We start from the raw sequence: 20,128 nt of genomic DNA, 5'->3' as shown, positions 1-20,128 counted from the left end.
AAAGGCTCGTTTTCAGAAATGGCGATCGTATTTCCTCGCGAGCTGCCCGAAGTCGGCTTCGTGACCGCTGATGTCATGCTGGCGGATCCCGTCAAGGCCTCGCCCTCCGGGGCGCGGCTCATCAACTACACGCAGGTGGAAGACGCCGCATGGCAGGCATCCATGGTCACCAGGCCGTTGCTCTATTCCGAGTATTCGGCGGTTGAGGCATGGTGGCTGTCTTTGCGTGAAGGGTTGCGGGCCGTGTTGTTCCGCCATCCTTGGGATTGTTACCCTCGGCTCCACCGCGCGAACCACGCGCCGGCGGACGTTGCCGGCGTGCTGGTCTCCATCACCAACGGCAATGTGCTCGACGTTTCCGGCGTCGATCCCGCGCTCGCCTTGTCGATCGGCGATCGGATCGGCCTTGAGCGTCTCGGCCGATACCACATCGGCCGCGTGGCCGATGTTTCTGGCGCTGGCACTGCGCGGCAAATCACCATCGAGCCACCGCCGCAGGGCGTCGTCACGCAGGCCGGCGCAGTTGTGCGGTTTGCACGTCCAGCCCTGATCATGAGGCCGGTTCCCGGCAGCTTTCAGGCTCCGAAAGCCAGCCATCGCTACAATGTCTCGTTTCAGTTGCGGGAAAGCCAATGACACTGTCACAAGAGATCAAAGACCTTTACGACCAGGGCAGGATCTCGACGCGGCAGATGGTGCGCGTGACACTCGGGTCGGGCGTCTACGGCTTTATTGCCAGAAGGGAGCCGCTCGACTTTGGCGGCGTCACCTATCGACCGTTCGGCCTGTTGGAAGTCTCGGAGATAGGCGGAGGCACCGGGACGGCCGCCGATGGTGGCTTCACGTTGCGCCTGGCTGAGAGCAAGGATGACGGGCTCACGCCGGCGGTCCTGACGCAGATCGAGAACGAAGATTACCGCGATCGGCCTGTCGTCGTTTACGACGCGCACTTTCATCCGGATACGCTGGCGCTGATCCAGATCGAGCCCGTTGCGCGGGGATACCTCGATATCATCGAGCACTATGCCGACGACACGCGCGGCTATTATCTCGAAGCGAAATGCGAGGGGCGGCAGCTCGATTATAGTCGTCGCAACGGTCGAAAGCGCACGCTCGTCGACCAGCAGCGCCGAGATCCCGGCGATCGGTTCTTCGAGCACGCGGCCACCGCAGGCCGCGTCGATATCGCATGGGGGCGCGTCGTCGGATCGGCCGTCAACACAGCCAAGAACGCCGCTGCAGGTGCTGCTCGGGCCATAGGCTTCAAGGGGCTTTGAATGTCTCGCATTTCTGGTTGGGAAAAACGCCTCAACGCGGTTGTGGCGAAGCATCAGGTGTTGCCGTCTGATTGGGGCGTCTCCGATTGCTTCGTCATTCCGGATGACGCGGTCGAAGCGCTGACGGGTGCTGTGATGTATCCGAAGGCACGAAGCTATCGGACAGAGACGGGCGCGGCAAAGGCGTTGCGCCGACACGGCTTCGCCAATGTCCGGGAAGCGTTCGCGGCGCGGTTTTCGGAGATCTCGCCAGTGATGGCGCAGCGCGGCGACATAGGCGTGATCGAGCGCGACGGCGCCTTCTCCGGCGGTGTCTTCACCGTCCTTGGTTTCATGACGCGTGCCCATGGTGGCGCGGTCGAGTTCATTCCGGCAAGCGCCGTGACAGCAGCTTTCAGGGTGGAATAAATGGGCTTCCTTGCTCCGATCATCGGCGGCATCGTCAGCGCGATCGGTTCGATCGGCATCGTCGGCAAGATGGTGATCGCCGTTGGCCTCAATCTCATCGTTGGGAAGATGGAGGAACGGCGCGCCAAGAAGAACCAGAAGCAGGTCGGCGGCGTCGAGTTCGAACGGCAGTATGGCGAGAATGTCAGCCGCAAGGTGGCGTGCGGACTGGTCGGGCTGTCGGGGCACGACACTTACGTCAACACGTACGGCTCGTCGAACAAGTACCTGGAGCAAGCCTACACACTTGCTGATTTTCCGTGCGATGGCCTGTCGCGGATCTGGGCCGGCGGTGCGCTGCTGCAGCTCGAGGAGATTTTGCCGTCGATCCCGCATGCGAAGAGCTACCGCGTCGTCAGCGGCACTTACGCGGGTTTGATGGTCTTCACCTTCTACGACGGCACGCAGACGGCGGCTGATGCCGGCATGGTGGCAAACGCCAATCCGCCTGGTCGTTGGACGGCAGACCACATCGGCACGGGCATTGCCTGGATCAAGGTCAGCCTGACCTATGACAGCGAGAAGCTTGGGCAGTTTCCGGACTTCTTTTTCGAGATACGCGGTGCCCGTCTCTATGACATCCGCAAGGATTCCACGGCCGGTGGATCTGGCCCGCATCGCTGGGGCGTCTACTCGACGTATGAGTTCACCGAAAGCCCGATCCTGGCTGAATACAATTACCGGCGCGGCTTCTCGGTCAACGACGACATGTTCTGCGGCATGGGCATGGATGCGGCGGATCTTCCGTTCGATCGCTATGCGATGGCGGCCAACATCTGCGACGAGGCGACGGATCACGGCAAGCGCTATCGCTGCTCGGTGATGTTTGATGCGGACGTCGACCATGGCGACAACATCGAGGCCGTCATGCGCGCTTGCGGCGGTATCGTCATCGACAGCGTCGAAGGCTCGTGGCCGCTCGTCGGAACCGATCAGCCGATCGTCGAGACATTCACCGACGACGACCTGGTCTCCGGGGAGCCGGTGCGGTATCAGCGCCGGCGCTCGATGGCGGATCTCGTCAACATCGTTTCGGGCACCTATCCGGAGCCGGCCAATATGTGGTCGCCGGCCGGTTACGACGTGCAGACGAACCCGGCCTATGTGGCGCTCGATCGCCGCACGCGCGACGTGCCGCTCGACTTTCCGACCGTGCCTTACAAGGCGCAGGCAAACCAGTTGGCGTCGATCTACTTCAATGAGAACCGCTACGAAGCGACGGCAGACATCGTGCTTCGCCCTCGGTTCCAGACGATCAAGGCGGGCGATTGGGTGCGCTGGAATTCTGCTCGATACGGCAATCGCGTCTACATGGTGCAGGCGCGCGCCATTCGCGCGTTGACGAGCGATGGGCCGCGCAACGTGGCGCTGTCGCTGCAGGAGCGTGACGGCGCGATCTATGACGGCGTCGGTGTGGTGGCTCCGGTCATTCCGCTACCGCCTGGTGAGCCCGTCTATCTGAGCGAGCTGCAGGATTTCAGCGTCATCGGCGTGAAGGCTGTCGGCGCTGATGGTCGGTCTTATCCGGCCTTCCGCATCGCGTGGGCGCCGATCGTTGACATGACCGTGACGGGCATAACCTTCGAGTGGTGGATCAAGGCGGAGCCTGCCAACAAGTTTTCCAAGCAGGTGTCGGCAAGCGACGGCACGGTGACCTTCCTGCAGGAGGGTATTCTTAGCCTGACCGATTACGAGTTCCGCTACAGGCTGCTTGCGGATCGTCCGACCAACTGGGTGGCGCCTATCACCGTGAAGTCGGTCGACGGCGGCAATGCGGATCTGGAAATCGGCCTTGGTCGCCTCGGCGAGGACGTGAAGAACCGCTTCGAAGAACTGCAAGGCGAATTCAACGGCGTCTGGCAGCGCCTTGAAGAGTTGACGACGGCCTTTTCGCTCGATGGAGCCGTGGGTGAAGTCAAGCGGCAGGAGTTGAAGGCGGCGGTCGGCGATGCGTTCGCTCAAATCGTCATGGAGCAACGCGTGCGTGCGTCTCAAGACGAGGCGCTGTCGCAGCTTTACACGGCGCTTTCGGCATCGGTCGGCAGCAACCTCGCGCGTCTGATCGTGGAAGAGACCGCAAGGGCTACGGCCGACGCCGCCCTCAGCAGTCGCATCGTCTCGCTTGATGCGGAGGTGGATAGCAATCTCGCCCGGTTAGCGACTGAGGAGCTGACGCGGGCAACGGCTGACAGCGCCCTTGCGTCAACCACTCAGGCCGTCAGCGCTGACATGAACAGTCGCTTTGCCGGCGGGCTGGTGAGGTTTGAAGCGGCTGCCGATCAGTCGGGGGTCAACGCCCGTTTCTCGGTGATGCTACGCGCGAACCTGAACGACACGTTCAAGGATAGCGGGTTCTATGTCGAGATCTACACCGAGAGCAGCGTGCTGAAATCACGCTTCGCGGTAAAGGCCGACCAGTTCGTCGTGTGGAACCCTGGCAGTTCGGCGTTCCTGCCTTTTGTGTTCGAGAACGGCGAGCTCCGGCTGAACGTTCTTAATGTGGGGCTGATCCGGGCCGGCCGGTTTCTTTCCCCCAATGGCAGGGTCGACTTCAACCTCATCGCCGAAACCCTGGAGTTTTATAGCTGATGGTTCGCACCATGATCGGCATCGACAGTACGGGTGCCGCCTGCATCAAGATCATGAAGAACAACGCCGACGATCCGCGCACCACGCCGGACAGTGATCGTCGCAAGTTCCTCTACAACAGCAAGTTCTCTGTGCAGGCGAACATAGCCGACATGGAGCTTTGCAACGTCATCTCGCGGCCTGGCCTCAACGACTCGGCCGCGTATTACTATCACCCGGCGGGCGCGAACTCGGGCAACTACCAGAAATGCGAGGGCTCGGGCAGCGGCAAAAGCGATTGGCACTATCGCAACTCGGCGTTCCCGACTTTGCGATACAACGTGCCGCTCTTCGACTGGAAAGCAAAGAAGGGCAACGGCAGTAACCGCTTCAATCAGCAGATGGTCGCCTGGACTGACAGCGGTGCATATTACCGCGGCCAAGGTGGCTTCTATGAAGTCGGCAACGCGCGCCAGATCGGCTGGATGCAGGGCTTTACCGGTTCCGTCAGTCAATACGGCACAATGGCCTATGGCACGATCGCACAGATCACCCGCTTCGACACGATAGATGCTTTCAACAAGTTCCAGTCGCGCGATAAGCGGTTGGTGGTGTGGAACCTGCCGGGCAACAGCGACGCGCTCGACGAGGCGCCGCCGCTGGCGCCGAACGGCACCAAGACGATCAAAATCAGCGCGCAGGCGATGAAAATCGCCAAGCCGGGATACAACGTCGACACGGCGACCGTGCAGCAGCTCGCGTTCGATAGCATCAGGTTGCCGGTCAAGGTGATAGCCGCAGGAGACATCGCGCTTCCTGCCGGCGTCAGCTTCTACGAAACCGGCATCGCGCTTCCGGACATGGTCGCGCTCGACGTGCATTTTTATACGGGGTCGGTGATCAATTACCCGTCGTCACCGGTCAATCTCGATTTCGGGGCGGAATACTGGTTCGATGGGACGAAAATCTACTTCGACGCGAGCCAGTCGATGCGCGCGCGCTTCATGCTCTATCTGGAGGATAACAGCGCGCCGACGGGTGGCAGCAACAAGGTCCTGCGGCAATTCAATGAGGGCGGCGTCAATGTTGTGCAGTTCCTGCGACCAGGCGCGGCCAACCCGCCATCCTGGGCCGACATCATCATCGACAGCCGATGGCCGCAGGTGCAGATCCTGGCCGAAGGCTTCTTCAATGTGGCGGCCGGGAACGATGTTGTCGTCGACGTACCTTTTGACGGCAACGGCATGTTCCCGCTGGTCAAGTACATCACCGCCCACGGGTCGGGAGGCAATCAGACGCTTGGCTTTACCGTCTTCGGGAGCTGGCAGGCGATGTATCGGCTGCCGTTCATCAAGCGGCTGAAATACATCTACAACGGCCAGGGCCATGCCGGGGAAAGCAGCTACTGCGAACTGACCGCCAATAACGCCCGGTTCCACACCTTCAGGGGTAATGTGGGCGACTACTACAATCGCAATGACAGCCCCGGTACGTGGCGCACTGAAGGCGCCTACCCGCCGACCGGCATCCGTTACTACGTTTTCGGCATTCCAGCCTAGGAAGCTCCCAACATGACCACTCCTTACACGACAGGGTCGATCACCCTGACGAACGGCAGCGCCGTGGTGACCGGTGTCGGCACGGCCTGGCAGACTGCCTTGATCGCCGGCGGTACGCTTTACGTCGAGGCAGACGGCAATCCGCTCCCGATCCTCACGGTGGACAGCAACACGCAGATCACGGCGGCGATCAAATGGAAGGGCGCAAGCGGCACCTTCTCCTATGCGATCATGCGCGACACGGCCTACGGCCAGCAGACCGTCGCCAACGCTCAGGCGCTTTCGACATATCTGCAGCGGCTCGATAGCGCCTCCCTTTCCGGGTTGGCGTCCTTGTCTGCCTCAATGGGCGCAGACAAGATTGCTTACACGACCGGGCCAACCACGATGGCCTGGGCGGCGCTGTCAACCTTCAGCCGCGAAGCGCTGGCGCTTGGCGATGCGGCCGCTTGGCGCAACAAGATCGGCGCGCTTTCGACGGGCGGCGGGACGATCAACGGGAACGTCATCGCTACGGGTAACATCTCCGCTCAAGCAGGAATGGTTGCCAAGAACCTGCATGCGCTGGGTCCTGCCAATGATGACAGCGGCTACTACTGGCAAACCGGGGCGGTTGGCGGCGCCACGTCCAGCAGGTGGGCGTTGTACAAAGCAGGCTATGGCATCGGTGAACCGGGAAGCAACCAAGGTGCGAACCTAAACCTTAATCGCTACGACGACGCCGGCGGATATCTTGGTACACCGGTGATTTTCAATCGCCGCTACGGGATCGTGGAAACGAAGGAAAACCCTCTGATGCACGGCTATGCGGGACAGGGGGTAGCAACCCTCGGCGCGGGGCAGCATCACGGGATCCTAGGCTCGACGTTCGGCTTCGACTTCGTACGAGGCGGCAGCGGCTCGGCGTTCACCATCGGCGGCAATCCCGGCATCGGCGGTCGCGCCGTGCATATCCCGGTCGCAGGGTGGTACAGGTTCACCGCTTGCGCTGTCGTAAACTCGCCGTCGCCATCCGTGTTCGGTCTGGGCGTAAACGGCAATTCGTGGGTGGCTATGTACTGCCCGACAAATGCGTGGGTCAGCATGACCCGGTCGGTGATCGCCTACACGAACGCCAACTCCTACATCACTTGGTGCGGCATCACTGGTTCAACTGTGATGAGCTTGGAAAACTCAAGCTTGAGCATCGAATTCATTCAGTTCTAAGGAGGTCCCCATGGGGTACATCGTCAATCTTGAAACGTCGCCAGAGGATGAGAAGGCGCTGGCACATGTCTATCGAAGCGGCGGCGCCCAGTTCGCTCTCAACTCGGTGGCACGAAGCGTCGTCAATTCCGCCCGTGACCAGCTCGTCAGGTTCGAGCGCGAGGCCGCTGCAAGCGAAGGCCGGCTCCTTAGCGGCGATGACGATACCATCATTCGCGCCGCAACCGCGCCGGACGCCGAAGCCCGCGAAGCTCAAACCTTGATCAGGATTGCGCAGGAGCAGGTCGAATTCGAGAAAAATCAGCCGTTGACGGCAAGGCAACTGCGGCTCGGCCTCGTCAATAACGGCTTTGCCCTTGCCCAGGTTGAGGCGGCGATCGACGCGCTGCCGGATGGCCCGGAAAAAGAGAAGGCTCGGATCGAGTGGCAATATGCCGGTGAGTTCAAGCGCGACCATCCGCTTCTCGTTACGATCGCGACCCAGCTCGGGATCTTGGCCGAGCAGTTCGAAACGATGTGGGCTGAAGCGCTGAAGATTTAGGTCACCTCAATCGATCGCATCACCACCTGAGCCGCAACCGACATCACCAAAGCCGCCAGGGCGACGGCCGTTCCAAATCGTACGATCTTTTAGGCGCCCGCGGGCGCCATTCCAGTCATAGCTCATCGTGGGACCTGGGCCGGCGTCGGCTGCGACCGAGGCGAAGTTCTACCATCACCCGCACCAGCCATCCTCTTACGTCCGACGTGTCAACGAATTCGGACATATGATCGATCGCATATTCAAGTGTTCGTTCGGTGAGACTTGTGGCTCCCTCCGGCGATCCCGTTAGACTCCGTGCCCATGACACCAACTCCGGCAGCAGATCCACGACCTGGGTGCTGCTGCCGGCGTGACGCGAGGAGTGATCAAAGGCGTGCCGGCAGGCATTTCTCAGGCCTAGTTCAAGCGCCCGCTCGTCGCGGGTTCCACTCATGTAAAGGCTGACGGCCCGACGAGCGAGACAATCTGCCTCGTCGCTCTGACGACCGAGGTTGCGATCGTTGACGACCTTTTCGAAGGCCGTGGCGATGACAGTAAAACCTTCAGGAAGAATGTATCCGGATTGCGTTTGATCGAGCATAGCGCAACTCCTCCACTTAGGGCGAAAGCGCTTATGATCTCTCAGTCGCCGGAGCCCGTTCTAGTGTCCCGCGATGGGCGGAGTATGCGCCGCTAAGGCGCACTTGGCGAATCTTTTTCCGCATCCTGCGGCATTTGGCCAATGCGCTTTTCTCAGAAGTAAACGAAATAACCTATGAATAGAACGACGTTCCTAGCCTATATGAGGCGCGCGACCCCTTGGCGGCTGTCGGTCCCAGCCGGCATCATGCCGAGCGAGGATGTCTAGGCGCAGGTGGATGCCTAAGCAAACCGAGACCCATGATGATCACGGTGTTGAATGCCAAGGTCGAGGTAGAGACAGCGGCAAACCGCGATAATTTAGCTCTCTGTCGATGTCGTCACCCACTTGCCGGGAATCAAACTTCGCTCCAAATTTCTGCGAATGAAGAGAGCGCTGTCCCATCTCTCCCGCCTCACGCGCCACGTGCAGACCATCCTTAGCGGTGGTGCCGTGGAGCAGTTCGGTGCGCTTTGTGTGCGTGGGGAACATCCTGGTGAATACGAAGTCCTATTGATCACAACCCGAGAGACCGGACGCTGGACCATCCCCAAAGGATGGCCGATCAAGGGGCTTTCACCTCACGAGGTCGCGGAGCGCGAGGCTTGGGAAGAGGCTGGCGTCAAGGGCCGCGCCAAGAAGAGGGCCTTTGGCTACTACACCTACATCAAAGCGCTGGATGATGGCAGTAAGCTGCCGTCCGTGGTCGAGGTTCATCTCGTGCAAGTAAAGCGGACGAAGAAGCGATTTCCCGAGCGCCGGCAGCGGAAGCTTGCCTGGATGGCGCCGGCGGAGGCGGCATCGATGGTTGCTGAGCCCGAACTCAAGGGATTGTTGAGCCGCGTGGCCGGCCTCGCGCGGTAGAGTTCCTTAGTGACTTTGCAATTCAATCCGGTCCAGGAGTGATACGACTTCGGACTGCATGTCCAGGCACAGCGCCTGATACTCGTTGATCAATTCCTCGCGGCGGGGGTGCTCCTTCAGCAGATTGTCGAGGGTCTGCGCGGCCAACGCGTAAGACTCGAACAGATCGTAAAGCGTCGGGTTCCTGGCGGCTCGCAACTGTTCACGGTGATGAGGCAAGACCAGGGAGAGCCGCGCCCGTCCGAGCTTGACCAACGACATTTGTCACAGCCTTTGTCGCGTCATTTTTGTCGCGTCATGACAGATTTCCAGAATGTCTTCTTTTTGCATGCTGCGGGTAGTGCCGCAATGGGGGCACTGAACCAGCTCCCTGGTCTCCATCTGAGCCAAAGTAACCCTCTCGCGCCCGCTGCACGTCAGGCACTGAATTTCGAAGCTGTTTGAGCAATCCACGGCTCCCTCCGCGCGCACATCACAACTATCTATCACTCCCCCAACCGAAGGAAAACCCGATGAACAGAACGACGTTCCTCGCCTATGCGAGGCGCGCGCCTTTTGGCGGCCGCCTGATGCTATCCCAGATTGACGGCATGAATGCCATCCTGGACGAGTGGGATCGGCGGCAATCAACCGGCAAGGTGATCGACAACCGGTGGCTCGCTTACATGCTGGCGACCGTCTTTCACGAGACCGGCGGCAGGATGCAGCCGGTGACCGAAAACCTCAGCTACTCGGCCGAGCGTCTCACGCAGGTGTGGCCGTCTCGCTTCCCGACGATCGCCAGCGCCAAGCCCTTCGCCCGAAACCCGCGCAAGCTGGCCAACAAGGTCTATGGCGGCCGGATGGGCAATACCGGGCCTGACGACGGCTGGCGCTATCGCGGCCGGGGCCTGCCGCAGATCACCGGCAAGGAGAACTATGACAAGTTCGGCCTCGCCAAGACGCCGGAGAAGGCGGCCGATATGGTAACCGCAATCCGCATCCTGTTAGACGGCATGATCGGCGGCATGTTCACCGGCATGAAGCTCGCCGACTATTTCAACCAAGTCGACAACGATCCCGTCGGCGCCCGCAAGATCGTCAACGGAACCGACAAGGCGAAGCTGATCGCGGGCTATTATCGCAACTTCCTCGACGCGCTCGAGGTGGCGCGAACGGCGGCCGAACTGCCGGACGTGAAGCCCGAAGCGGCGAAGGCCGACGATATGCCGGTCGAGAGGAGTGGCACGGCGGTCACGACTGTTGGCGGGCTCTTCGGCGGCGCTGGCCTTTCGGCGGTGCTCGGCGTCAACAATCCTTATGCCTTCGGGATTGCTGCGCTCCTGATCGTTATCGGCTCGATCGCGGCTTTCATGTTCCTCACCGGCCGCTGGTCTGTGAACCGCGCGCCGGCCCGCTGACATGTGGCCGCGTATCCTCGCCGGCGGGCTCGTGCTCGCCGGCATCGTGTGGCTGGTTGCCGAGATCCGTGAGGACGGCGCCCGGTCGGTCATCACCAAGATTGAAAGGCAGAACAATGAAGCGGCGAGCCGCGCTCATTCGAAGCGCATTGATTACGATTCCTGCCTTGATGCTGGCGGGCTGTGGAACTTCCGCGCCGGCGAGTGTGACGGCCCTTAGAAGTATTGTCGGGACAGACCTAGTCGGTGCGCGAGGGGCGACACCGGAAGATCAGAGAAAGATAGATCGGACCGCCGTCGGCATCTGCGCGGCGGCGATCTGGGCAAAGGCGGAATGCGAGCGGCACGGGGAAAATCGCTGACATGCAGGACAAGTACACGTCACTTATCGAGCTGCTCAATGCCTGGTTCGGCGGCGCGGCGACCACCCTTATCGCAGTCTTCGCCGGTCGCCTCATGTGGCACACAAACGAGGTGCGAAAGATGCGACGCAAGTTTTTTGGCAAGGAATTACTTTGGGAAATGCCGATCGCGGTCGGCATGGCTTTCATCGGGGAAGGGCTGGCGACCTGGCTTGCTCTCGGGCAGCCGATGGCAACCGGCATGATAGCCGCGCTTGCCTACCTCGGTCCGCGTGGTTCCGAGGTGCTGTTCATGCGGTGGTTCGGGGCGAAGGTGGAGAGGGGCTGAGCAACGGAAGATGCTGCGTTGTGACAGAGTATTTCACTACTTTTAATTCACCTTCGATGTGTTAACACATTCCCCTGGGAAGTAACTGGGGGAATGACGTGCAGCAGGCGATTTGTCTCTACCTTGATCTGAATGAAGGGCAAAAGGCTGACTTGGAGGTCGTGGCAAAGGCGGCGCTGGCCTTCGATGCTGCGGTCAAAGAAATCGCGTTTGTCTTGGATCCCGGCGCTGTAATCCGTGTTGAGCTGGAGAGCGGCACTGAAGGAAGCCTGTCGCTTAATTCGATCATCAGCGCAATCGGCCCGATGAACCGCGTGAGGTTGCAGGCGATCGCGTTTGCGCTATTGACCTGGTTCGGGGCGGAAACTGCAAGCTACGTCTATTCCGCCATTCTTGATCAGATAAAGGGCGACGAGCAGGCTCTGCAGCTATCTGAAGAACAGATTAAAGAGATGTCGGAACAGGTAGCAAAAATCTGTGAAGGCAAAGTCGGCGCTCGACAGGTCGGTGACATCTTCAAGGAGCTTGAAAAAGACCCCGCCGTGCGAGGCGTCGGCGTCACCACGAACAAGGATAAGAAACCCCGTTACGTGGTACCTCGCTCGCAGTTTCAGGAGCGCAGCCGCTCGATCTCAGAGACTCAAGAAGTAACCAGCGCCCGGACTACCACGGGCGTCCAAACTTTGACGTTGATTAGCCCGGTACTTGTGGAAGGTCCGCGAAAGTGGAAGTTCCGATCTGGCCAAGTCGAGTTCGGCGCGACCGTCAAGGATGCGGACTTTGTCCAGCGTGTGTTGGCTGGTCGCGAATTGCCGATGGCGGCTGGCATCGTTCTAAAGGTCAAGCTCACCGTGAAGGAAGAAATGATCGACGAGGTCTGGCATGTTAAAGAGCGGATCGTCGAGGAGGTTCTTGAAGTGGTGCCGGCGCCTAACCAGCAGGAAATGGAAATCTAGTCGCGCCGGAGCAGTAATCCGACTACAACGGCGAGCGCTACGCCGCCGACAAGCCACGCGACAGGGCGTCCGGCAAGCGCGGTGACCGCTTCCATAATCAACCATGTCAGCCCGATCGTGATTACCACTTCCGCGGTGGTCGCGACCAGGCGCCATAACTTTGTGCTCATGAACAAAGCAGATGTGGCTCCGAGGCGAATGTTCAAGCCTGTTTCGTAGGGCCGATCACGTAATGATATCACCTTGGATAGGCCACAGTTCTTTAGATCGCGTCAACAGGTTTCGCGTTTTTGACCGTAAACCGACCAATGCACTCGCTTGATTTTATCCGTGTCGCGATCACATCCTAGATTATGACCGAGCCCTACCAGCCCCGTTACCAGTGGCGCCGCACCGAACTGGACTCCAACGACCCGCCGACCGATTTCGATTGGCTCGGCTTCGACGGCCTCGGCTACATCGGCCGCATCCGGAAAGAAATGGGCGGCCCGACGGCTGGCCGCTGGAACTGGGCCGGGTCTGTCCCCCGGACCTTTAAAGGATCGCCACCCACGCCGAACCAAGGCTATTGCGATACTGCGCGCGAGGCCACCGAGATGGTCGAGACCTATCGGGATTGGTGCCTGCGACGGATGCAGGGCGAATAGGTCAATTGAGCAGGGGTGCCTTCGGCTTTCGAAGGATCACGCCGACCGCATCTTCGAACATCGTATCTTTGGCGTCGAGCGCGAGCCAGTGGTTATGCGCGAGTTCGATTAGGGCGTCGCAGACTTCTCGCTCAGACCAGCCGGCGTCCTCAGCTTCCTCGACTACCGCGTGGAAGATTTCCTCAAGCGCTAACTGGCAATCCAGATCCCGATCGGGGTACGAGTCTTTCCTCTTCGGCGACGCAAAAATCGATGACTTCGGCATTATCTTCCTCCGGTGCTCCAGCTTAGACGTTTTCGCTGTTTCATGCGTTAATTCGTCATGGCTAAAACGCTCAGAAAGAAATCTGTTCCCGCGACATTGTCCGAGCCGATGCCCCGTCGCGTCGATCCTTGCGTTGCTACGCTCGTCGACAAGCCGCCGAAAGGTCCGGAATGGACCTTCGAGGTAAAGTGGGACGGGTACCGCCTGGCTGTCCATGTCGAGCCCGGCGAGGTGAGGGCGATCACTCGGGGCGGCTACGATTGGTCCAAGAAGTTCGGCTCGATCGTCGCCGAAGCGCGCGAGCTCGGCCATACGACCATGATCATCGACGGCGAGGCGGTCGTGCTCGACGACCAGGGCCGCTCCGATTTTGGTTTGCTGCAGCGCGCCGTCGGGAGGCGTCCGAGCCTGCACGATGCCGCCGAGATCATCTTCTATGCCTTCGACCTTCTCTACCTCGACGGCCAAGACCTCCGGATGATGCCGCTTGTCGAACGCCGGCAACTGCTCGAACCGATCGTCTCTGGAAGGATTGGCGCGATACGCTTCTCGGAGGAGGTGCACGCCGACGGCGCCGAGTTCTTCCGCGTCGCATGCGAGCTCGGCCTTGAAGGTATCATCGCGAAGCGTCGGGATAAGCCCTATCGCTCTGGTCGCCGGCCGGAATGGCTGAAGATCAAATGCGTTCGACGCGATACTTTTGTGATCGTCGGTTACGAGCCGTCGACCATGCCAGGCGCTATTGGGAGGCTGCTGCTGGCCGCGAGGAAGGGCGATGATTTCGTCTACGTCGGAGGTTGCGGCACAGGGTGGAGCAATCAGGAATCGATGACGCTTCGCGAGTTGCTCAACGCGATCCCGGCCGATCGACCGCCGGTAGCCCTGAAGCGCAAGGGCGCCGTGTTCGCGCGGCCGCTGCTCGTCGCGGACGTCGAGTATCGCGCCTGGACGCAAGACGGAAAGCTTCGGCACCCTTCTTTCAAGGGCGTGCGCGAGATGGAAGGACCCACCGAAGTCTTCGAAATCAATCGCGACCTGTAACGGTGCGTAAATGAGATTGGCCGGAGGGCATGCCCTCCGGCCTTTGGCTGCCCGGCCACGGGTGGTCGCAGCCCTAGAGCTGCAACGGCGGAGCTGATTGGCGTCGTTCCCGCCTGGCAATCCTGACCGGATTATTGCCACACCCGCTGCCTGCGCAGGCGCTCGGCGGTGTGCCAGAAAAAATGGTCCTCGACAATGCAAGACAGTTTTCAGTTCACGGCCGTTCGGCCCGTGTCCCCGCCGGCGGCTTACCTCGGCGGCAAAAAGCAACTCGCGGCACGCATCGCCTCGATGATTGAGCAGATCCCGCATTCGCTCTATGCCGAGCCTTTCGTCGGTATGGGCGGAGTGTTCCTACGCCGATCGCTGATCCCGAGGGCGGAAGTGATTAACGATCGCTCCGGAGACGTGATCACGCTTTTCCGCATCCTGCAGCGGCACTATCCGCAGTTCATGGAAGTGATGAAATTCCAACTTACCTCCCGACGCGAGTTCGAGCGGCTCGCGGCGACTGATCCGTCGACTTTGACGGACCTCGAACGTGCTGCCCGTTTCCTCTACCTGCAGCGCCTGGCATTCGGCGGTAAGATCACGGGCCGATCATTCGGCGTCGACACGACCGGGCCAGCGCGGTTCAACATCGGCCGACTCGGCATCGTCTTGGAGGAAGTGCATGAGAGGCTGAGCGGCGTGGTGATCGAGAGCCTCGATTGGCGAGAGTTCATCGATCGATACGACCGGCCGGGCGTACTCTTCTACCTGGACCCGCCGTACTTCGGCAACGAAGCGGACTATGGGAAGGATGCCTTCACGCGTTCGCGGTTTGCTGAGATGGCGGATCGGCTGGCGACGATCAAAGGGCGCTTCATGATCTCGCTTAACGATCGGCCCGAAGTTCGCGAGATCTTCTCAGCGTTTCCGATCGCGCGCGTCGATTTGACCTACACCGTCACCGGCGGCGAGGGGAAGGAGGTTGGAGAGGTGGTGATTATGGATGGCAAGCAGCCGGCGATACAGAACCTGCCGGTGAGGTAAGCGGGCCGATCCGACGGCCCAGCTGTGAGGCCGGGCCTTGTGTAGGGGCTGGACACTGTTGGGAAAAAACATAATGAAACGGCTGGACAGTCGAGTGTCCAGCCTTTGCATAAGTCTTTGATTTTAGTCACTTTAGGTGGCCCGCCTCCAGACTACATGCTGGCGATGATATCATCAGGCTCGGGTCACTTTTGGAGCGTGTTCCATGTCTCAAGGAACGCTCGGGTTGCAGCCTGTGCAGCTGCGATTGAACGATGGATTTCGGCTTCCTTAATCGCGGGTTCAAATTGTGCTTTGAAAACTGCTTTAATTTGGTCGTCTATCTTTGGGGAACTGTATGTCCGTCGAATTTTGTCTATCCACTCGGGATCGACTAGCGTTCCGGCGCGCACTTCTTCGGTGACGTATCGGATGAACGCAAGCTGTTTGGCTTTGACCATTCCGAGTTTGTTCGCTCGATCAATCGCAACACCATACAATTGGGCGCCCGCGTCGTGATTACCTCTCCGAAATTCGATAAAGCCCTGCGTCGCGTCGATGCTAATAAGGGAGCGCTGTTCAATTACAAGCTTTCGCGCTTGTGCCAGTGTTCGTCCTGCGGCATCAAGGTCACCTTGATGCGCGAGAAAGAACGCATAGTTGTTTAACAGGCCCGGGTCGTAGGGGTTCGCCAATAGTCCTCGGCGGACGAATTCGAGGGCTTTTTGCGTATCGTGAAGCAATTCCGAAGCTACGAATCCCCCTTCGAAAGCGGGGCGCACCGAAAACGGTTCGTCTTGAAGCCACATTTCACAGGCATCGACCACTCCGCTCCACTGCTCGTCTTTTGCAAGGTGGGCCGCGCGTGCCTCAAAAGCTAACTCCTTCTGCAAAAGGGCATTGTCGAACGTTATTCCGTGTCGGTTCCAGGCCCATTCAAGCTGCGCAACAACGTTATCAGTGGGAGCAAGCGCACTTTCCCGAAATAGCTTTTTCGCGCGTTTGACATTGCCGGCCTCAAGTTCGGCTGTCGCCAGTGCTGCAGCGAGTTCGCTCGTCTGCTGCGGATCAGCCACCCGCTCAATCATTCCCACCAATTCGCGGGAGCGGGGCATAGGGAGATTGGTCAGCTGTGCTACCGAAATGCTCGCGGCCGCGACCCAAGGATCATACTTTGCAGCGTCCTTCATTACCCGCCATGCATATTCGGGTGTACCGAGGTGCACGAAGAATCGTGCGGCGGCTCGAAGCACAAATCTGCTCGTCGGCGCCAAGCTCAAAGCGATCCGAAAGTGATCGCGTGCCTTTTCGGGTTTCCCTGTGGTGGCCCATGATCGAGCCAATTCAACATGGGCCACCGAGTTCCTCGGATTTAGGCGAAGCTCATTTCGGAAAAGCCTGATGAGATTTGTCGGCTCGTCGTCCGGGACTATGGGCCTCTGCTGCATCCCCAATACCGACTTGGCCGAGGTGTACACGGCCTTGGGTAGATCCATAGTTTCAAGAACTAGACGAGCTGCAGCAACCATTGTTTGGCTGGGCTCAGTCAACGGGCGGAGAAAAAGCAGTTCCATCGCGTGGGCGACATTTCGGTCGCGTTCGAAGGTGGCAGATACTTCGCTTAGCTCAACCGACGTATCAATGAGCAAAGGCCTGTTGCTTGTCCCGTTGGCTTGGAGCTCCGCAGCCGGAGTGTGAGACAGCATTCGCCATCGAGGAATTACCTTACGCGCAACTTCTTCGGGCTGCTCATGCATGTGACTTACTCAATATACTGACGCGGGTTGCTATCAAATCGACGGAACTCACAAATCGTTCGAGACCAAGGCTGTTCCCATATGCCATTCTCCGGTTGGCAGGGTGGCCCCTGAGTTGAGGGTCCGGATTGGTGGCGTAGCGCAGAAGCTGGATGAAGTCGGTAATGATACGATTTGTTCCGTCAGACTTTGGCAATTCGTCCGTCAGGACATCTCGTACATCGGAAATTACATCCTCATACGAGACGATAAGAAAAGGAAGAGCATCACGATAGAAACCGCGCCATCCGCCGTGGCTGATAAACGGTCGGTACTGCTGGTCTAATTTGGTTAGCAGAAACGGAGTCACAGGCATGCCGGATACAAAGAAGCACATCATAGATCCAAACAGATAAAGATCATTCGACCGCTTCTGAGCTAGCGCATCCGACATTGGTGATCCATACAGCAACTCCGGTGGAGCATAGCGAAAAGCGCCAGGTATTTGAGCTGCATCGTGAGGAGCCGCCTTGTTTACACAATGCGCGCGACCGAGATCGCCAAGCTTCGACTCGTCAGTGAATACGAGAACGTTAGATGGCTTTAGGTCTTGGTGGTATATTCCCCTTTGATGAAGCTGTTGTAGCGCAACCCCGATATGATGGAGAGACCGCATACGCCAAGCAAAATCTCTCTTTTGCTCTACGAGTTGCGTCCGCACGTCACCGTCTGCAAGTTCAAATAGAAGATAGAAGATGCTGCCTAGAGGCGCGCGGGCGTCCGCAACTGTCCCGTTGGAGATGGCCCTTACAACCTTCGTCATCTTCGCTGCCCCACACATTTCGAGCAGTTCACGCTCGAAAAGGTACGTTTGGGTGAGCTCATTGAGGGCAGCAATCGGGTCATCTTTTTTGAGCGCATCCCAGAAATCAAACGCCTTCATGAAGGCTCGTTCATTGCCTTTCTCGGCGATGTATCCGACCGAGAAGCAGGATCCGGATTGAAAGGATTTCCGTGACAGGCGCTGGGTCACTTTCCATCCACCCGGCAGTTCAGCGCCTTGCAAGTCTTCCAAGACGCTCTCTTTGTGGTCATCCGGATATGCAAATCTGTCCACCATCACTCTCCAATGACTGGCTAATTTTATGGGTTCTTCCTCAAGCACTAGTTGAGTACGGCAACCCACCATGTCAACGGAAATTGATAGTACGGCGAAGGGTTTCTTTCGGCGTCCGTTCCCTCAGGGACTACAAGTGGGCTGCTGCAAGGCCGAATGACGCGCGGCGAGCGAGACACGCGCGGCAAAAGCTACGAGACGGATCGGTGGATCGAAAAACGGGGGGATGCCGTGAGACGGGCCAGCACTACCATTCAAACCTGGGGTCGAGCAGTGAGACATGGACCATGAAAAACATAATGAAATTGCATCCAGCCATTTGTCTCACACGGCGGCAAGCCGTTGATTTGAGGCCATTACCTTGCTTCGGCATGGGGCACCACCACATACACTTTCTTCACATCTATAGTCCGACATGCCTGAACGCCGCCGCAGTCATTGAACTGTCGCTTGCGAAGGTGTTAGTTGCGCTGCAGCACAAAACTGTCATGGCAGCGTCATGTTACCGAGAATAGAGACCTACGACGAACTCTACCGCGCCTTCCGCTGGCAGATTCCGGAAAAGTTCAACATCGGCGTTGCCGTCAGCGACGCCTGGGCTGAGCGGGCGCCGGAGCGTGTCTGTCTCCAGCATTTCGATCCTGGCGGTGCGCATCAATCGCTGACCTATCGTCAATTCGCCCGGCAATCCTCGGCCTTTGCCAAGGGGCTGACGCGGGAGGGTATCATGCCCGGCGAACGGGTGGCGATCCTGTTGCCGCAGGGGTTCGAGACGGCGATTGCCCATGCAGCGATCTATAAGCACGGTGCCATCGCGCTGCCGCTGGCACTGCTCTTCGGCGTCGAGGCGCTCGAATACCGGCTGCGCGACGCCGGCGTGGCGGCTGTCATCACCAACGGCTTTGGCTATGAACGCATCGCGGCGATCCGTGAGCGGCTGCCTGACTTGCGGCTGGTGGTGCTGGCGGATGATCAGCCGCGTCCGGGCACGATTGTCTTCTCTGACTTGGCGTCGGGTGATCCCTCTGGCTTTGTTGCGGCCGATACCGGCCCCGACGATCCGGCCTTGATGATCTATACGTCAGGCACGACAGGGCCGCCGAAGGGGGCACTGCACGGGCACCGGGTGCTGCTCGGCCATCTGCCGGGCTTCGAGTTTCACCATCACTTCCTGCCGCAGCCGGGTGACCGCATGTGGACGCCGGCCGACTGGGCCTGGGCGGGAGGGCTGCTCAACGCGCTGTTACCGTCGCTGCTGCACGGCGTACCCGTCGTGTCGTCGCCGGCGCAGAAGTTCGACCCGCATACCGCCTTTCGCATCCTGGAAGAAATGGACGTGCGCAATGCCTTCATTCCGCCGACGGCGCTCAGGCTGATGAAGGCGGTCGAGAATCCGCGCGAGCGCTATCGGCTTAATCTCCGAACCATCGGCTCGGCTGGCGAGTCCCTCGGCCGCGAGACCTATGAATGGGCAAAGGCGGCGCTCGGTCTCGAGGTCAGCGAGTTCTACGGCCAGACCGAGTGCAACATCGTCATTTCGTCAGCCGCCGATCTCGGCGTCGTCAAGCCGGGGTCGATGGGCAAGGCCGCACCCGGCCACCGGGTGGCGATCATCGACGGCGAAGGCCGCGAACTGCCGGCCGGCAGCGTCGGGCAGGTGGCGGTGAAGCGGCCGGACCCGGTGATGTTCCTCGGCTACTGGGGCAACGCGGCGGCGACGGAGAAGAAGTTCATCGGCGACTGGATGACGACAGGCGATCAGGGCGTGATGGACGAGGAGGGCTATTTCACCTTCTTCGGGCGTGACGACGACGTCATCACCTCGTCGGGCTATCGCATCGGCCCGGGCGAGATCGAGGATTGCCTCGCCGGCCATCCGGACGTGCAATTGGCCGCCGCTGTCGGCAAGCCCGATCCGGTGCGCACCGAGATCGTCAAGGCCTATGTCGTGCTACGGCCGGGCGTCGTTGGCGACGCGCGTGTGGCAACCTCCATCCGCGAGTGGGTGAAGACCCGGCTCTCGATGCACGAGTATCCGCGCGAGATCGCCTTCGTCGACAGCCTGCCGCTGACGACCTCGGGCAAGGTGATCAGACGGTTCCTGCGCGAGGAGGCGGCGGCGGAAGCGCGCGGGGCGATCGAGGTTTCCGAAGCGTCGTAGTCCCTCGGCCGCCGCGC

22 protein-coding genes are annotated in these 20,128 nt (G+C 59.8%); 17 read left to right on the top strand and 5 right to left on the bottom strand.

Annotation, left to right across the window (positions count from 1 at the left end; all coding sequences use genetic code 11):
• Window positions 1–18: 18 nt before the first annotated feature.
• From ASE71_RS09165 to ASE71_RS09135, 7 genes are read left to right on the top strand one after another with little or no spacing between them, the layout of a single operon-like run.
• Window positions 19–636 carry a hypothetical protein gene (locus tag ASE71_RS09165; RefSeq protein ID WP_060518427.1) on the top strand — a complete coding sequence of 206 codons (618 nt, stop codon included), beginning with the start codon at window positions 19–21 and terminating at the stop codon, window positions 634–636.
• Complete coding sequence (locus ASE71_RS09160; protein ID WP_060518425.1) at window positions 633–1,277, top strand: DUF2163 domain-containing protein; 645 nt, start codon at window positions 633–635, stop codon at window positions 1,275–1,277. The genes ASE71_RS09165 and ASE71_RS09160 overlap by 4 nt, the downstream gene beginning before the upstream one ends.
• Window positions 1,278–1,685 (top strand): DUF6950 family protein, encoded by a 408-nt coding sequence (locus tag ASE71_RS09155; protein WP_060518424.1) that lies wholly within the window; start codon window positions 1,278–1,280, stop codon window positions 1,683–1,685.
• Window positions 1,686–4,313 carry a DUF1983 domain-containing protein gene (locus tag ASE71_RS09150; RefSeq protein WP_060518422.1) on the top strand — a complete coding sequence of 876 codons (2,628 nt, stop codon included), beginning with the start codon at window positions 1,686–1,688 and terminating at the stop codon, window positions 4,311–4,313. It begins immediately after the preceding gene.
• Window positions 4,313–5,851, top strand: coding sequence for a hypothetical protein (locus ASE71_RS09145; RefSeq protein ID WP_060518420.1), 1,539 nt, complete (start codon window positions 4,313–4,315; stop codon window positions 5,849–5,851). Before ASE71_RS09150 ends, ASE71_RS09145 begins: the two co-directional genes overlap by 1 nt.
• A 12-nt stretch (window positions 5,852–5,863) precedes the next feature.
• A complete protein-coding gene (locus ASE71_RS09140) occupies window positions 5,864–7,057 on the top strand; it encodes a hypothetical protein (protein WP_060518419.1) in 1,194 nt (397 codons plus the stop codon).
• A gap of 10 nt (window positions 7,058–7,067) precedes the next feature.
• Window positions 7,068–7,598: a hypothetical protein gene (locus ASE71_RS09135; RefSeq protein ID WP_060518416.1), complete on the top strand. Its 531-nt coding sequence runs from the start codon at window positions 7,068–7,070 to the stop codon at window positions 7,596–7,598.
• Between the two features lie 115 nt (window positions 7,599–7,713).
• Here the strand turns inward: ASE71_RS09135 and ASE71_RS09130 are convergent, their stop codons facing one another.
• Window positions 7,714–8,181 carry a hypothetical protein gene (locus tag ASE71_RS09130; RefSeq protein ID WP_060518414.1) on the bottom strand — a complete coding sequence of 156 codons (468 nt, stop codon included), beginning with the start codon at window positions 8,179–8,181 and terminating at the stop codon, window positions 7,714–7,716.
• A 423-nt stretch (window positions 8,182–8,604) separates the two neighbouring features.
• Between ASE71_RS09130 and ASE71_RS09125 the strand changes: the two genes are divergently transcribed.
• Window positions 8,605–9,084, top strand: coding sequence for an NUDIX hydrolase (locus ASE71_RS09125; protein WP_060518412.1), 480 nt, complete (start codon window positions 8,605–8,607; stop codon window positions 9,082–9,084).
• Window positions 9,085–9,090: 6 nt separating this feature from the next.
• On the opposite strand, the gene ASE71_RS09120 is transcribed toward ASE71_RS09125, so the two are convergent.
• Window positions 9,091–9,345 (bottom strand): hypothetical protein, encoded by a 255-nt coding sequence (locus ASE71_RS09120; protein ID WP_060518410.1) that lies wholly within the window; start codon window positions 9,343–9,345, stop codon window positions 9,091–9,093.
• A gap of 251 nt (window positions 9,346–9,596) precedes the next feature.
• On the opposite strand from ASE71_RS09120, the gene ASE71_RS09115 reads away from it, so the two are divergent.
• The 6 genes from ASE71_RS09115 (at window position 9,597) to ASE71_RS09095 (ending at window position 12,777) form a co-directional block, all read left to right on the top strand.
• Window positions 9,597–10,484 carry a hypothetical protein gene (locus ASE71_RS09115; RefSeq protein WP_060518408.1) on the top strand — a complete coding sequence of 296 codons (888 nt, stop codon included), beginning with the start codon at window positions 9,597–9,599 and terminating at the stop codon, window positions 10,482–10,484.
• 1 nt (window position 10,485) lies between these two features.
• Complete coding sequence (locus tag ASE71_RS09110; protein WP_060518406.1) at window positions 10,486–10,704, top strand: hypothetical protein; 219 nt, start codon at window positions 10,486–10,488, stop codon at window positions 10,702–10,704.
• On the top strand, window positions 10,601–10,846 hold the full coding sequence (locus tag ASE71_RS36880; RefSeq protein ID WP_082566312.1) for a hypothetical protein: 246 nt from the start codon (window positions 10,601–10,603) through the stop codon (window positions 10,844–10,846). The genes ASE71_RS09110 and ASE71_RS36880 overlap by 104 nt, the downstream gene beginning before the upstream one ends.
• A gap of 1 nt (window position 10,847) precedes the next feature.
• A complete protein-coding gene (locus ASE71_RS09105; RefSeq protein ID WP_060518404.1) occupies window positions 10,848–11,174 on the top strand; it encodes a phage holin family protein in 327 nt (108 codons plus the stop codon).
• Window positions 11,175–11,272: 98 nt separating this feature from the next.
• Window positions 11,273–12,130: a hypothetical protein gene (locus ASE71_RS09100; RefSeq protein WP_060518402.1), complete on the top strand. Its 858-nt coding sequence runs from the start codon at window positions 11,273–11,275 to the stop codon at window positions 12,128–12,130.
• 353 nt (window positions 12,131–12,483) lie between these two features.
• Complete coding sequence (locus tag ASE71_RS09095) at window positions 12,484–12,777, top strand: hypothetical protein (RefSeq protein ID WP_060518398.1); 294 nt, start codon at window positions 12,484–12,486, stop codon at window positions 12,775–12,777.
• Between the two features lies 1 nt (window position 12,778).
• Here the strand turns inward: ASE71_RS09095 and ASE71_RS09090 are convergent, their stop codons facing one another.
• Complete coding sequence (locus tag ASE71_RS09090) at window positions 12,779–13,042, bottom strand: hypothetical protein (protein WP_060518396.1); 264 nt, start codon at window positions 13,040–13,042, stop codon at window positions 12,779–12,781.
• Window positions 13,043–13,099: 57 nt separating this feature from the next.
• Here ASE71_RS09090 and ligD point away from each other — a divergent pair, with 57 nt between their 5' ends.
• On the top strand, window positions 13,100–14,083 hold the full coding sequence (ligD, locus tag ASE71_RS09085; RefSeq protein WP_060518394.1) for a non-homologous end-joining DNA ligase: 984 nt from the start codon (window positions 13,100–13,102) through the stop codon (window positions 14,081–14,083).
• Window positions 14,084–14,278: 195 nt separating this feature from the next.
• Window positions 14,279–15,118, top strand: coding sequence for a DNA adenine methylase (locus ASE71_RS09080; protein ID WP_060518392.1), 840 nt, complete (start codon window positions 14,279–14,281; stop codon window positions 15,116–15,118).
• Between the two features lie 185 nt (window positions 15,119–15,303).
• Here the strand turns inward: ASE71_RS09080 and ASE71_RS09075 are convergent, their stop codons facing one another.
• On the bottom strand, window positions 15,304–16,746 hold the full coding sequence (locus tag ASE71_RS09075) for a tetratricopeptide repeat protein (RefSeq protein ID WP_162251839.1): 1,443 nt from the start codon (window positions 16,744–16,746) through the stop codon (window positions 15,304–15,306).
• 100 nt (window positions 16,747–16,846) lie between these two features.
• Window positions 16,847–17,953: a protein kinase domain-containing protein gene (locus tag ASE71_RS09070; protein WP_060518388.1), complete on the bottom strand. Its 1,107-nt coding sequence runs from the start codon at window positions 17,951–17,953 to the stop codon at window positions 16,847–16,849.
• 496 nt (window positions 17,954–18,449) lie between these two features.
• Here ASE71_RS09070 and ASE71_RS09065 point away from each other — a divergent pair, with 496 nt between their 5' ends.
• On the top strand, window positions 18,450–20,111 hold the full coding sequence (locus tag ASE71_RS09065; protein WP_060518386.1) for an AMP-binding protein: 1,662 nt from the start codon (window positions 18,450–18,452) through the stop codon (window positions 20,109–20,111).
• Window positions 20,112–20,128: the final 17 nt, after the last annotated feature.

It is taken from the genome of Ensifer sp. Root954 (assembly GCF_001429005.1).
Lineage (GTDB): Bacteria > Pseudomonadota > Alphaproteobacteria > Rhizobiales > Rhizobiaceae > Ensifer > Ensifer adhaerens.
Note: the sequence above shows the minus strand (reverse complement) of the source record. Positions and strands in the feature narration are given on the sequence as shown.

Bases quoted from the DNA above. Each gene is read 5' to 3' on its own strand.
- ASE71_RS09165 (WP_060518427.1), top strand. From the start codon at position 19: ATGGCGATCGTATTTCCTCGCGAGCTGCCCGAAGTCGGCTTCGTGACC.
- ASE71_RS09160 (WP_060518425.1), top strand. From the start codon at position 633: ATGACACTGTCACAAGAGATCAAAGACCTTTACGACCAGGGCAGGATC.
- ASE71_RS09155 (WP_060518424.1), top strand. From the start codon at position 1,278: ATGTCTCGCATTTCTGGTTGGGAAAAACGCCTCAACGCGGTTGTGGCG.
- ASE71_RS09150 (WP_060518422.1), top strand. From the start codon at position 1,686: ATGGGCTTCCTTGCTCCGATCATCGGCGGCATCGTCAGCGCGATCGGT.
- ASE71_RS09145 (WP_060518420.1), top strand. From the start codon at position 4,313: ATGGTTCGCACCATGATCGGCATCGACAGTACGGGTGCCGCCTGCATC.
- ASE71_RS09140 (WP_060518419.1), top strand. From the start codon at position 5,864: ATGACCACTCCTTACACGACAGGGTCGATCACCCTGACGAACGGCAGC.
- ASE71_RS09135 (WP_060518416.1), top strand. From the start codon at position 7,068: ATGGGGTACATCGTCAATCTTGAAACGTCGCCAGAGGATGAGAAGGCG.
- ASE71_RS09130 (WP_060518414.1), bottom strand. From the start codon at position 8,181: ATGCTCGATCAAACGCAATCCGGATACATTCTTCCTGAAGGTTTTACT.
- ASE71_RS09125 (WP_060518412.1), top strand. From the start codon at position 8,605: ATGAAGAGAGCGCTGTCCCATCTCTCCCGCCTCACGCGCCACGTGCAG.
- ASE71_RS09120 (WP_060518410.1), bottom strand. From the start codon at position 9,345: ATGTCGTTGGTCAAGCTCGGACGGGCGCGGCTCTCCCTGGTCTTGCCT.
- ASE71_RS09115 (WP_060518408.1), top strand. From the start codon at position 9,597: ATGAACAGAACGACGTTCCTCGCCTATGCGAGGCGCGCGCCTTTTGGC.
- ASE71_RS09110 (WP_060518406.1), top strand. From the start codon at position 10,486: ATGTGGCCGCGTATCCTCGCCGGCGGGCTCGTGCTCGCCGGCATCGTG.
- ASE71_RS36880 (WP_082566312.1), top strand. From the start codon at position 10,601: ATGAAGCGGCGAGCCGCGCTCATTCGAAGCGCATTGATTACGATTCCT.
- ASE71_RS09105 (WP_060518404.1), top strand. From the start codon at position 10,848: ATGCAGGACAAGTACACGTCACTTATCGAGCTGCTCAATGCCTGGTTC.
- ASE71_RS09095 (WP_060518398.1), top strand. From the start codon at position 12,484: ATGACCGAGCCCTACCAGCCCCGTTACCAGTGGCGCCGCACCGAACTG.
- ASE71_RS09090 (WP_060518396.1), bottom strand. From the start codon at position 13,042: ATGCCGAAGTCATCGATTTTTGCGTCGCCGAAGAGGAAAGACTCGTAC.
- ligD (WP_060518394.1), top strand. From the start codon at position 13,100: ATGGCTAAAACGCTCAGAAAGAAATCTGTTCCCGCGACATTGTCCGAG.
- ASE71_RS09080 (WP_060518392.1), top strand. From the start codon at position 14,279: ATGCAAGACAGTTTTCAGTTCACGGCCGTTCGGCCCGTGTCCCCGCCG.
- ASE71_RS09070 (WP_060518388.1), bottom strand. From the start codon at position 17,953: ATGGTGGACAGATTTGCATATCCGGATGACCACAAAGAGAGCGTCTTG.
- ASE71_RS09065 (WP_060518386.1), top strand. From the start codon at position 18,450: ATGTTACCGAGAATAGAGACCTACGACGAACTCTACCGCGCCTTCCGC.